We start from the raw sequence: 11,156 nt of genomic DNA, 5'->3' as shown, positions 1-11,156 counted from the left end.
GCGCTCTCGTCGCTCCAAATATCGTCAAGCCCAGGCATGACGAAAAAGAAAATGCGCGGGAGGAATTTCCAATGACTTTCCCCACCCTCGATTTCGACCTCGGCGAGACCGCCGACGCGCTGCGCGAGAGTGTCGCGGCCTTTGCCGCGGCCGAGATCGCGCCGCGTGCCGCCGATATCGACCGCGACAATGATTTCCCCGCCGATCTGTGGCGGAAATTCGGTGAAATGGGCCTCCTTGGCATCACGGTCGAGCCGGGATATGGCGGCGCCGGCATGGGCTATCTGGAACATGTCATCGCCATGGAGGAAATCAGCCGCGCCTCCGCCTCGGTCGGTCTCTCCTATGGCGCGCACAGTAATCTCTGCGTCAACCAGATCCGCCGCAACGGCAGCGAGGCGCAGAAGCGCCGCTATCTTCCCGGCCTCGTCGATGGCAGTGCCGTGGGTGCCTTGGCCATGAGCGAGCCGGAGGCCGGTTCCGATGTCGTCTCCATGCGCCTCAGGGCCGATGCGGCGCAAGGCGGCTTCGTCCTCAACGGTGCCAAGATGTGGATCACCAACGGGCCCGATGCCGATACCCTCATCGTCTATGCCAAGACCGATCTGGCGGCCGGCCCCCGTGGCATCAGCGCCTTCATCGTCGAAAAGGGCGACAAGGGTTTCTCCTGCGCCCGAAAGCTCGATAAATTGGGCATGCGCGGGTCGAATACGGGCGAACTCGTGTTCGAGAACTGCTTTCTGCCCGGGGATCGCCTGCTGGGGACGCTCAATGGCGGCGTGCGGGTGCTGATGAGCGGACTCGACTATGAACGCGCGGTCCTCTCCGGCGGACCCTTAGGGATCATGCAGGCGGCGCTCGATCTGGTGATCCCTTACGTCCATACGCGCCGGCAATTCGGGCAAGCCATCGGCACCTTCCAGCTGATGCAGGCAAAGCTCGCCGACATGTATACCGAGATGAACGCTGCCCGCGCCTATGTCTATGCGGTCGCCAAGGCCTGCGACAAGGGCAGGACCACGCGCAAGGACGCAGCCGGCGCCATTCTCTTCTCGGCCGAAAAAGCCACCAAGCTGGCGCTCGACGCCGTTCAATGCCTGGGCGGCAACGGCTATATCAACGACTATCCGGCCGGGCGCCTGCTGCGCGATGCCAAGCTTTACGAGATCGGCGCCGGCACCTCGGAAATCCGCCGCATGCTGATCGGCCGGGAATTGTTTGAAGAAACCGCGTGAAACGACGAACAGGAAGAATCCAGATGTCGCGTCAATTGATTTCCTCCGGCTCGGCTTTTGAAAAGGTCGCCGGCTATTCCCGCGCCGTGGTCGATGGCGATTGGATCTTCGTCTCCGGCACGACCGGTTTCGACTATGCCAGGATGAGCATTTCCGACGATGTCGTCGAACAGACACACCAGACGTTCCGCAATATCGAGGCGGCGCTGAGCCAAGCCGGCTCCAGCCTGAAGGATGTCGTGCGTGCCCGCTACATCATCGTCAATCCGGCCGATTGGGAAAAAGTGGCACCCGTCTTCGGCCAGTATTTCGGCGATGTGCGCCCGGCCTCGACCGCCATCATCTGCGGCCTGGTCGATCCGAAGATGAAGATCGAGATCGAAGTCACGGCCAAGAGACAGTGAGGGTTCAGGCATGCCGACCGTTCTCATCACCGGCGCCAATCGCGGCATCGGGCTCGAACTGACCCGGCAATATGCGCAAGCCGGCTGGGATATCATCGCCTGCTGCCGTAAGCCCAGGGAAGCGACGGCACTTGCCAAGCTGAAGGTCGAGGTCCGGCCGCTCGACGTCGCCAAGCCGGCCTCGATTGCGAAGTTGGCGGCGGCATTGAAAGGCCGCGCCATCGATGTGCTCCTCAACAATGCCGGCATCCTTGGGCGCCGCTCGGGCTTCGGCAAGGCGGAAGGCAAGGAGTTCCTCGGCGTCATGCAGGTCAACGCGCTGGGGCCGCTCCTCATGGCGCAGAGCTTCTGGCCGCATGTGAAGCGCAGCAAGATGAAGAAGATCGCCGCCATCACTTCCGGCATGGGTTCGATCGCCAGCGGCGCCAATGGCGGCTCCTACGCCTATCGTAGCTCCAAGGCGGCGCTCAACATGGTCATGAAGAATCTGGCCAACGACCTTGGGCAAAAAGGCATTCTCACCGCCGCGATCAACCCCGGCTGGGTCAGGACCGACATGGGCGGCAGGAGCGCGCCGCTCGCCGTGGGCGACAGTGCCGCCGGCATCATCGGGGTCATCGCCGGGCTCGACGCCAAATCATCGGGCTGTTTCTTCAACTATAATGGCCAGATCCTGCCATGGTAGGTGCGCCGATCGAATTCTATTTCGATTTCTCCTCGCCCTATGGGTATCTCGCGGCGCACCGCATCGATGAAGTGGGCGCGGAATTCGCGCGCGACGTGCTGTGGCGGCCGATCCTGCTCGGCGCCGTCTTCAAGGCGACCGGGCAGTCGCCGCTGGTGAGCCAGCCTTTGCGCGGCCCCTATCACCTTCACGATCTGCGGCGCACGGCGCGGCGCCTCAAGCTGCCTTTTCAACTGCCCCGGGATTTCCCCATGGCGACCATCGCGGCCGCGCGCGCCTTCTATGCGCTGGATGCAGGCTCGCCCAAGGATGCCAGGCGGCTGGCGCTGGCGCTGTTCGATGCGGCCTTCCAGCGCAGCATCAATATCGGCGCTACTGAAACCGTGCTGGATATTGCCTCGGAGATCGGCATCGACCGGGCGGCGATCGAGGCCGGCATCAAGGACAATGCGGTCAAGCTGCGCCTCAAGGCGGAAACCGACGGCGCCATCGCCCGCGACATTTTCGGTTCGCCCTTCTTCGTCGCCGATGGCGAGATGTTCTGGGGCAATGACCGCATCCCGGACTTGCGCGACTGGCTGAAGACCGGCGGCTGGTAAGCCGCATCACACAGGAACGACATCATGCTCGATCAATCGCTTGCAGCAGACATCATCGGCGCCGTCAGTGCCGGCTTCGACGCACAGGTCAAGGAGACGGCGGCACTCACCGCGCTTCCTTCCTTGCGCGGGCGGGAAGCGACCGCGCAGGATTTCATGGCCGAGCGCTACCGGGCGCGCAATCTCTCGGTCGACCATTGGAAGATCGATGTCGCCGATATCGAGCACCTGCCCGGTTTCTCGCCGGTCGCGGTTTCCTATGAGAACGCCTTCAATGTGGTGGGCACCCATCGCCCGCGTGAGGTGAAGGGCCGCTCGTTGATCCTCAACGGTCATATCGACGTGGTGCCCACGGGTCCCCACGATCTGTGGTCGCGCCCGCCCTTCGAACCGCATGTCGAGGGCGACTGGCTCTATGGCCGTGGCTCGGGCGACATGAAGGCCGGCCTCTATGGCTGCCTTGCCGCCTTCGACGCGCTCGATCGGCTGGGCCTGCGCCCGGCGGCGCCCGTCTATCTGCAATCGGTCGTCGAGGAGGAATGTACCGGCAACGGGGCGCTGGCCTGCCTGCAGCGGGGCTACCGCGCGGACGCCGCCATCATCCCGGAACCGATGGGCGATTCGCTGCTCAAAGCCCAGCTCGGCGTCATGTGGTTCCAGGTGAAGCTGCGGGGCAAGCCCGTCCATGTGGCCTATGCCGGCACGGGCTCGAATGCGATCGAGGCGGCCTACCCGGTGATGCAGGCGCTGCATGCGCTGGAGGAGCGCTGGAACAAGGAGCGCCATGAAATCTGGACGGAGCACAAGCATCCGATCAACTTCGTGGTCTCGAAGATCGAAGGCGGCGACTGGACCTCAAGCGTTCCGGCCTGGTGCACCTTCGACATGCGCATTTCCTTCTATCCCGGCATGGAACTCTCCCGCGTGCGGCAGGATGTCGAGGATACGGTGCGTGCGGCGGCGCAGGGCCATTCCTACCTCGCCAACAACCCGCCGCAGGTGGTCTATCACGGCTTCCAGGCCGAACCCTATGTGCTGAAGAACGGCGACGCCGCCATCGCCTGCCTCGAAGGCGCGCATCGCCTCGCCTTCAACGCGGAACTCCCGAAGATCGCCACGACCGCCACCACAGACGCCCGCTTCTTCGGCCTCTATGCCGATACCCCGGCCCTGGTCTACGGCCCGCTCTCGGAGGACATTCACGGCTTCGACGAACGCGTCTCGCTCTCATCGCTGAAGAAGATCACGCAAGGCATGGCCCTCTTCATGGCCGATTGGTGCGGCGTGGAGAAGAGGTGAGGCGACCAGTCCAATTGTCATGGCCCGCTTCAGGCGGGCCATCCACGAATTTGCGGTTGACTGACGAAAGTAAGTCGTGGATCCCCCGGCCAAGCCGGGGGATGACAATTTGACTTGCAGTCTGATGCCGCGCCTTACGGCAGCAGGATATAGGTCTTCCTGACCGTCTCGTGGATCTCCCACACGCCCAGGCTTTCGGCGGGGAAATAGAGGGCGTCGCCGGCGTTGATTTCGATCACCTGGCCGCTTTTGGCGTGGAAGGTGGCACGGCCGCTGATGAAATGGGCGAACTCGGCCTTGCGGATCTGACGGTTCCACTTGCCGGGCGTGCATTCCCAGATGCCGAAATCCGGCTCCTTATCCTTTTCCGTGGGCGAGACGCCGCGCAGCTGCGCCACCGGCGTGCCGATCGGCTCTGCCACCTTGCCCCAATCTTCGAGGGCCGCCGAGGGAAGGCTGGCGGTATTGGCAAGGCGTTTGATCATGGAAGCAGCTCCTGGAAAGGCGATGGGAGAGATTGAGAAGGGGTATCAGTGCGTTTCCGGCGCGGCCTGGAAGGCCATGGCTTCGGCCAGCGCGGCGTTGAGTTCGGCGCTCGACAGTTCGGCTTTATACTTGTCGCGGAGGCCGTTGACGTTCTTGATCTCGCCCGGATCCTTGAGGAGGCGCGAGGCGATGGTGAGCCAGACGAAGGCCGATTTCTTGTCGAGCGGTCCGCCCCAGCCTTGCGAATCCATGATGGCAAGGCCCAGCATCGCATCGGGCGAACCCTGGCGCGCCGCGCGGCCGTACCATTCGCGCGCCAGCTTGTAATCGGCCGGCCCCGCCCAGCCATATTGGTAATAGCCGCCAAGCTTGTACTGGACGATCGGGTCGCCATCCGGGGCCAGTTCCTTGAGCTTCAGATAGGCGCCGACCTTATCCCCTTCGAGCTCCATCCTGAAAACCTCCTGCAGGTCTTCGGGGGCTGCATGGGCAGGGGCCAAATGAGCAGGGGCCAAGACGGCCAGCGCCGCAATGAGAGCGGCGGCCAGAGCGGAGACGGTGAATCGACGTTCAGACATGGGCGGGAGAATTGCCGATCTTGGCCGCCCGCGCAACCACGGCAGCGGCCCCAAGGCCGGCACCCGTGACGGCGGTCACATGACCCATGCCGGCGCAGGGATTCGGCCAGCAAGACGGAACCCGGCAAAAACGTCCCGGCAGGAATGGATCCAGGCAAAAATAACCCAGTTCCGCCACCCCGCAGGCGGCGGATCGGTCGCAATCGAGGAACCGGCGGGCAGCCAGGGCCACCCAAGCCGGTCAGTTCGTTTTGCGCATGCTGGTGAACTGGTCCTGCAGGATGCTCTGCACCAGATCCTGGACGAATTCGGCTGTCGTCTCCTTGCCATGCTTGGCAACGAGGGCGAACAGGGCCGCCGAAATCGACATCGTACCGATCGTGTCGAACGGCACGCCCTTGCCGAAGGCGTCTTCCCAATAGGCGTTGAACAGGTCGAAGCAGAGTTTGCGCTGCTCTTCGTCGGTCTTCGGGGGCACGCTCATTTTCTGCCCTTGTGCAATTGCGGTCTCCATAGCCATCTCCTTGAACGGTGGACCGCCGCCAACTCAGCAAACCCCATGCCATGACGGTTTCATGACTGCATATGGGGGTCCGGCTGGCCCGTTCGACGAGTCGTTGAGTGGATTAGACCTGGCTCACCGTAAGAAGTGATTAACGGCGGCACGGAGTCCCGGAAGCACGGGGAAAAATTTGCCGGGCCATCCGGACTGAACCCCACTCCCGCCCAACCTTCTCCCTTCAGGGGGAGGGTTGGGCGGAAGCGAAGTCTCTTGCCGCCCGCAACACCGCCCCCCTATTTCAGATAGTCCGCCCCCTCATGCACCTCGATGAGGGTGGGGCCGTCGGCCTTGAGGGCTGCCTTGATGGCTTCCTGCATCTCGGCCAGGCTCTGCGGGCGGACGGCGCGGGCGTGGAAGGATTTGGCAAGCGCCTGGTAATCCGGGTTCCTGGGCTTCACACCCAGTTCCGGAATGTCCAGCTCGACCATGTCCTTGGCGATCTGGCCGAAGGCGTCATTGTTCCAGACCAGGACGGGCAGGCTGAGATTCTGTTCCACTGCCGTGCCCAGATCCTGCACGGTGAACATGAAGCCGCCATCGCCGGCGACCGCGATCACCGGCCGGTCGGGGCAGGCGATCTTGGCGCCGATCGCGGCGGGCAGCGCATAGCCCAGCGTACCGAACCCGCAAGGGTGGAACCAGCAGCGCGGGCGTTCGCATGGGAACATGAAATTGGCCGTATAGGCGATCTGCGTCATGTCGGTGACGATGATCGCATCCTCCGGCAGGGCCGCGCGCAGCGCGTCCAGCACCTTCGCATGCTTCCGCTGCAGCGGGCTTAGATTGCCGCGGGCGGCGGTGCGCATCTCGGCGGCGGTGGCAAGATCCGGCTTGCGCCCGGCCTTGATGCCGGCCGTCAGCGCCTTCAGCGTCGGCCCCGCATCGGCCAGCAGGCCCAGGGCCGGCGTGTAGTCGCGGCCGATGGTGGCGGCATCGAGATCGATGCGGATGAGCTTGCCGTTGAAGGTCAGCATGTCGACCCAGCTATCCGTCTCGGAAAGTTCCGTGCCGGCCGCGACGACCAGGTCGGCATCGGCCAGCAGCTTCTGCATCGTCGGCAGCACCAGGGTGGAACCCAGGCTCTGCGGGTGGCTGTCGGGCAGCACGCCCTTGCCGGCAGTGGTGGTGACGCACAGCATGCCGGATTTCTCGACGAAGGCCTTCACCTCGGCCGCATAGTCCACCGTGCCGCCGCCGACAATGAGGATCGGCGCCTTGGCGGCATCGATGAGCGAGACGGCTGTGGCGATATCGGCGGCGCTGGCCTGCGGGCGCGCGGCCCGTTGGCGCTTGGGCTGCCCGACATCGGCGGTCGCCGCCAGCATGTCGAGCGGGAATTCCAGCACGACAGGGCGGGGACGCCCCGTCTCGAACAGCTTGAAGGCATCGGCCACGGCGCCGGGCAGTTCGGCGGCATTCTTCACGGTGCGGGCAAAGCCGGTGAGCGGCGCGATGGCGGCGCGCTGGTCGGTGATCTCATGCAGGCGCCCGCGCCCCTTGCCGAGATCCCCGGTCGCATTGACGCTGCACATGACAAGCACGGGCACGGAATCCGAATAGGCCTGGCCGATCGGCGTCGCCGCATTCATCAGGCCCGGCCCCGTGATGAGGCAGGCAACGCCGGGCTTGCCGGAAGCTCGCGCATAGCCATCGGCCATGAAGCCCGCACCCTGTTCGTGGCGCACGCCGATATGGCGCATCTTGCGTTCGGCGAGACCCCGGTAGAGGTCCAGCGTGTGCACGCCCGGAATGCCGAATACGGTATCGACGCCATAGGTCTCCAGCAAGGCGACCGCGGCATGGCCCCCGATCTGATTGGCTTTCTGATTTGTGCTCATGACTATCCCCGACTGACTGAATCCTGACGGTTGACCGGGCCTTTGGCGACCCTTGCAAATATGGCGGGGAGACTAGCCGAAATCAGCTGTATGCAGCAATAGACGCGCGCGGCCATTTCCGGCTAGAAAAGACGCACGAGGTGCCTTTCATGGATCTGCTGCAACAGCTTGCCGCCATCATCCTGCCGGTGCTGGCTGTGCCGGCCATCGGCTATATCTGGGCGCGCTCTGGCAATTCCTTCGACAACCGTTTCGTCACCCAATTGGTGACAAATATCGGCACACCGGCGCTGGCGGCCGACGCTTTGACGCGTATCCGCGTCGAAACGGGTGCCCTGGTGCAGATGGCGGGCCTCACCGCGCTCTGCTTCGCGGGCTTTCTCCTTCTCGGCCTCGTCGTCCTCAAGGCGATGAAACTGCCCAACCATTCCTATCTGCCGGCGCTGATGTTTCCCAATACCGGCAATATGGGCTTGCCGCTGGCGCTCTTCGCCTTCGGCAATGAAGGCCTTGCCTTTGCCGTCGTCTATTTCGCCATTTCCATCACCTCGCAATTCACCATCGGCATGGCCTTGGCCTCCGGCAGTTTCAGCATCTCGCGCCTGCTGCGCATGCCGCTTATCTATGCCATCATCTTCGCGCTCATTGTCCTTTCCTTCGGCTGGCAGCTGCCGGCCTATATCGGCAACACGCTGCAATTGCTGGGCGGTGTCACCATCCCGCTGATGCTGCTGGCGCTGGGCGTGTCGCTGGCGCAGCTGCGTGTGACGCGCCTGCCGCGCAACCTCCTGCTCTCGATCGTGCGCCTGGGCGGGGGTGCCGCGATCGGTTTCGCCGTCGGCCATTTCATCGGCGCCTCGGACCTTGCCATCGGCGTGCTAATGATCCAAAGCACCATGCCGGTCGCCGTCTTCAACTATCTCTTCGCGCAGTACTACAACCGCGAACCGGCCGACGTCGCCTCGATGGTCGTCATCACCACGGCCCTCTCCTTCGTGACGCTGCCGCTGCTGCTCTATTTCGTGCTGTGAGGGGGCATTGAGATCTGTCGCTCACCCCCTCACCCCAACCCCTCTCCCGCGAGGGGAGAGGGGCTTGTGCCTGGCATGTACCGCGGAGCTTCACTGGAGAAATTCAATCTTGCAGACATAGCTTATTCCCTCTCCCCTCGCGGGAGAGGGAAAGGGTGAGGGGGGTGCCGCAAACGGCACGAGTGACGCGTTTGAACAACGAAATATCCAGGGGAAGAACATCCATGCGTATCGTCACCGAGTTTCCGCATCAAGTGCGTCACATCGAGAATATCTGGATTCCGGTGGTGGGCGGCATCAAGCTCGCCGCCCGCATGTGGCTGCCGGAGGATGCCGAAATGATCCCGGTGCCGGCGATCATCGAATGCGTGCCTTACCGCAAGCGCGACGGGCTGCGTTTCCGCGATGACGAGATGCATCCCTATACCGCCGGCCATGGCTATGCCGTGCTGCGCATCGATCTGCGCGGCACCGGCGATTCCGAAGGGCTGCCGGATGACGAGTATACGGTGGCCGAGCAGGACGACATCATCGCCGCCATCGCCTGGATCGCCGCGCAGGGCTGGTGCACCGGCAAGGTCGGCATGATGGGCATCTCCTGGGGTGGCTTCAATGCGCTGCAGGTGGCGGCGCGGCAGCCGGAAGCGTTGAAGGCCATCGTCACGGTCGATTCATCGGACGACCGCTACAATGACGACGTTCACTACATGCAGGGCGTGCTGCTGCACGACAATTTCTCCTGGGCCTCGGCGATGTATGCCTATGCCGTTCTGCCGCCGGACCCGGAACTGGTCGGTGCCCGCTGGCGTGAGATGTGGCTGGATCGCCTCGCGCATTACAAATTTCCCTTTCGCATCTGGGGCGGCCATCAGAACCGCGACGCCTATTGGCGCCAGGCGTCGGTCATCGAGAATTACGACGCGATCAAGGCGGCCGTCTTCGCCGTCGGCGGCTGGGAGGACGGTTATTCCAACACCGTGCCGCGCCTGTGCCAGCATGTGAAAAGCCCGGTCAAGGGCTGGATCGGCCCCTGGGGCCATGCCTATCCGCACAACGCCCTGCCGGGACCCGAGGCCGGCTTCCTGCAGGAGGCGCTGCGCTGGTGGGACCAGTGGCTGAAGGGCAGGGAGACGGGCGTCACGCGCGATCCGAAGATCACCGTCTGGATGAACGATTCCTATGCGCCCGACCCTTGCGCCCTGGAACGCCCCGGCCGCTGGATCGCCGAAGGCCAATGGCCGAGCCCGCGCATCGAGACCGAAAAGATCGGTTTCGGCCGCTACACGCTGGGCCACGCCCCGGAAGCGGTGCCCCTATCCGTAAAATCGCCGCAGACCTGTGGTTTGAGTTCCGTCGAATGGTGTTCCTATGGCGGCAGCGATGGCGACTATCCGGCCGACCAGCGCGGCGATGACGGCATGTCGCTCTGCTTCGACGGCTTGCCGCTCGGCCAGCGTTGCGAGATTTTCGGCATGCCCGTGGTGGAACTGGCCTTCGCGGTCGACAAGCCGGTGGCACGCGTGGCGGTGCGCCTCAACGATGTGGCGCCCGACGGGGAGTCGACCCGCGTCACCTTCTGCGTCTTCAGCCTCAATCACAAGGACGACCAGGAACATCCGCAGGATCTGGTGCCGGGAAGGCGCTATAAGGCGCGGGTGCCCTTGAACTACATTGCCCACGCCTTCCTGCCCGGCCACAGACTGCGTGTGGCGGTCTCGACCAATTACTGGCCGATGATGATGCCGGCGCCCGAAGCCGCGACCCTCACCCTCTTCACCGAAGGCTGCCATCTGGAATTGCCGGTGCGGCCGACCGGTGCCAAGGATCCGGCCTTCGACATCCCGCCCCCGGAAAAGGCGCCGCACGCACCGGGCCATGTCACGCGCGAAGGTTCCGCCAAGCGCGAGGCGCGCCTCGATATCGCCACCGGCGAGATCGTGCTGGTCAACCATAAGGATGCCGGCGGCTATTTCTTCTCCGAGATCGGCGTCATGTCGGATTGCAAGGTGGTCGAGACCTATCGCATCAGCCCCCACGATCCGCTGAGCTATCGCTGCGACATCTCCTACGAACAGATGCTCAAAGGCCCCGATTGGGAAGCCCGCACGGTGAGCCTCACCAGCCTCAAGGCGGAACGGAACCATTTCCGCATCACCGCCAGCATGGACGCCTATGACGGCCCCACGCGCATCTTCAGCGACGAAGAGGCCTATGATCTGAAGCGGGAATATTGCTGACGAGAAGAAGCCCCTCGCCCCATTTCATGGGGCGAGGGGCTTCAAGCTGGGCTCGCTAGAAACTCCCTCGCCCCGCGCTACGATGTTCACACATCTCGTGGGACTTGCGGATTGGCTCGGAAGCTGACTCTCTATAGCGGTGCTTCGGCTATGGGAGAAGGTGATGGAACTGAGCCTAGGAGAGTTTGGGGACGCTCGTCTG

General features: G+C 63.7%; 11 protein-coding genes. 7 read left to right on the top strand and 4 right to left on the bottom strand.

What is annotated here, in order from left to right:
• Positions 1-71: 71 nt before the first annotated feature.
• Genes ACE3TY_RS20690 through ACE3TY_RS20670 form a run of 5 tightly spaced genes read left to right on the top strand, consistent with a single transcriptional unit; the run spans position 72 to position 4,222 of the window.
• On the top strand, positions 72-1,235 hold the full coding sequence (locus tag ACE3TY_RS20690) for an isovaleryl-CoA dehydrogenase (protein ID WP_374656574.1): 1,164 nt from the start codon (positions 72-74) through the stop codon (positions 1,233-1,235).
• Between the two features lie 23 nt (positions 1,236-1,258).
• The gene (locus ACE3TY_RS20685; RefSeq protein WP_374656572.1) at positions 1,259-1,639 is read left to right on the top strand and encodes a RidA family protein; all 381 of its coding nucleotides are present in this window, start codon (positions 1,259-1,261) and stop codon (positions 1,637-1,639) included.
• Positions 1,640-1,649: 10 nt separating this feature from the next.
• A complete protein-coding gene (locus tag ACE3TY_RS20680; protein ID WP_374656570.1) occupies positions 1,650-2,324 on the top strand; it encodes an SDR family oxidoreductase in 675 nt (224 codons plus the stop codon).
• Positions 2,318-2,923, top strand: coding sequence for a 2-hydroxychromene-2-carboxylate isomerase (locus tag ACE3TY_RS20675; RefSeq protein ID WP_374656568.1), 606 nt, complete (start codon positions 2,318-2,320; stop codon positions 2,921-2,923). The genes ACE3TY_RS20680 and ACE3TY_RS20675 overlap by 7 nt, the downstream gene beginning before the upstream one ends.
• A gap of 24 nt (positions 2,924-2,947) precedes the next feature.
• A complete protein-coding gene (locus tag ACE3TY_RS20670) occupies positions 2,948-4,222 on the top strand; it encodes an ArgE/DapE family deacylase (RefSeq protein WP_374656566.1) in 1,275 nt (424 codons plus the stop codon).
• Positions 4,223-4,356: 134 nt separating this feature from the next.
• On the opposite strand, the gene ACE3TY_RS20665 is transcribed toward ACE3TY_RS20670, so the two are convergent.
• The 4 genes from ACE3TY_RS20665 to ACE3TY_RS20650 all read right to left on the bottom strand — a co-directional run bounded on the left by ACE3TY_RS20665 (position 4,357) and on the right by ACE3TY_RS20650 (position 7,686).
• Entirely contained in the window at positions 4,357-4,707 is a 351-nt protein-coding gene (locus ACE3TY_RS20665; RefSeq protein ID WP_374656564.1) for a cupin domain-containing protein, read from the bottom strand.
• A 45-nt stretch (positions 4,708-4,752) separates the two neighbouring features.
• The gene (locus tag ACE3TY_RS20660) at positions 4,753-5,286 is read right to left on the bottom strand and encodes a tetratricopeptide repeat protein (protein WP_374656562.1); all 534 of its coding nucleotides are present in this window, start codon (positions 5,284-5,286) and stop codon (positions 4,753-4,755) included.
• Positions 5,287-5,527: 241 nt separating this feature from the next.
• Positions 5,528-5,770: a hypothetical protein gene (locus tag ACE3TY_RS20655; RefSeq protein WP_374656560.1), complete on the bottom strand. Its 243-nt coding sequence runs from the start codon at positions 5,768-5,770 to the stop codon at positions 5,528-5,530.
• 311 nt (positions 5,771-6,081) lie between these two features.
• Positions 6,082-7,686, bottom strand: a complete 1,605-nt coding sequence (locus ACE3TY_RS20650; protein ID WP_374656558.1) for a 5-guanidino-2-oxopentanoate decarboxylase — start codon at positions 7,684-7,686, stop codon at positions 6,082-6,084.
• A 149-nt stretch (positions 7,687-7,835) separates the two neighbouring features.
• Here ACE3TY_RS20650 and ACE3TY_RS20645 point away from each other — a divergent pair, with 149 nt between their 5' ends.
• Entirely contained in the window at positions 7,836-8,717 is an 882-nt protein-coding gene (locus tag ACE3TY_RS20645; protein WP_374656556.1) for an AEC family transporter, read from the top strand.
• A 224-nt stretch (positions 8,718-8,941) separates the two neighbouring features.
• Positions 8,942-10,954, top strand: a complete 2,013-nt coding sequence (locus ACE3TY_RS20640; protein WP_374656554.1) for a CocE/NonD family hydrolase — start codon at positions 8,942-8,944, stop codon at positions 10,952-10,954.
• Positions 10,955-11,156: the final 202 nt, after the last annotated feature.

This window comes from Dongia sp., assembly GCF_041918875.1.
Classification (GTDB): domain Bacteria; phylum Pseudomonadota; class Alphaproteobacteria; order Dongiales; family Dongiaceae; genus Dongia.
The sequence above is the reverse complement of the archived record's forward strand: the minus strand, read 5'-3'. Positions and strand labels throughout refer to the sequence as shown.

Coding starts and splice junctions, on each gene's coding strand:
- ACE3TY_RS20690 (WP_374656574.1), top strand. CDS start 72: ATGACTTTCCCCACCCTCGATTTCGACCTCGGCGAGACCGCCGACGCG.
- ACE3TY_RS20685 (WP_374656572.1), top strand. CDS start 1,259: ATGTCGCGTCAATTGATTTCCTCCGGCTCGGCTTTTGAAAAGGTCGCC.
- ACE3TY_RS20680 (WP_374656570.1), top strand. CDS start 1,650: ATGCCGACCGTTCTCATCACCGGCGCCAATCGCGGCATCGGGCTCGAA.
- ACE3TY_RS20675 (WP_374656568.1), top strand. CDS start 2,318: ATGGTAGGTGCGCCGATCGAATTCTATTTCGATTTCTCCTCGCCCTAT.
- ACE3TY_RS20670 (WP_374656566.1), top strand. CDS start 2,948: ATGCTCGATCAATCGCTTGCAGCAGACATCATCGGCGCCGTCAGTGCC.
- ACE3TY_RS20665 (WP_374656564.1), bottom strand. CDS start 4,707: ATGATCAAACGCCTTGCCAATACCGCCAGCCTTCCCTCGGCGGCCCTC.
- ACE3TY_RS20660 (WP_374656562.1), bottom strand. CDS start 5,286: ATGTCTGAACGTCGATTCACCGTCTCCGCTCTGGCCGCCGCTCTCATT.
- ACE3TY_RS20655 (WP_374656560.1), bottom strand. CDS start 5,770: ATGAGCGTGCCCCCGAAGACCGACGAAGAGCAGCGCAAACTCTGCTTC.
- ACE3TY_RS20650 (WP_374656558.1), bottom strand. CDS start 7,686: ATGAGCACAAATCAGAAAGCCAATCAGATCGGGGGCCATGCCGCGGTC.
- ACE3TY_RS20645 (WP_374656556.1), top strand. CDS start 7,836: ATGGATCTGCTGCAACAGCTTGCCGCCATCATCCTGCCGGTGCTGGCT.
- ACE3TY_RS20640 (WP_374656554.1), top strand. CDS start 8,942: ATGCGTATCGTCACCGAGTTTCCGCATCAAGTGCGTCACATCGAGAAT.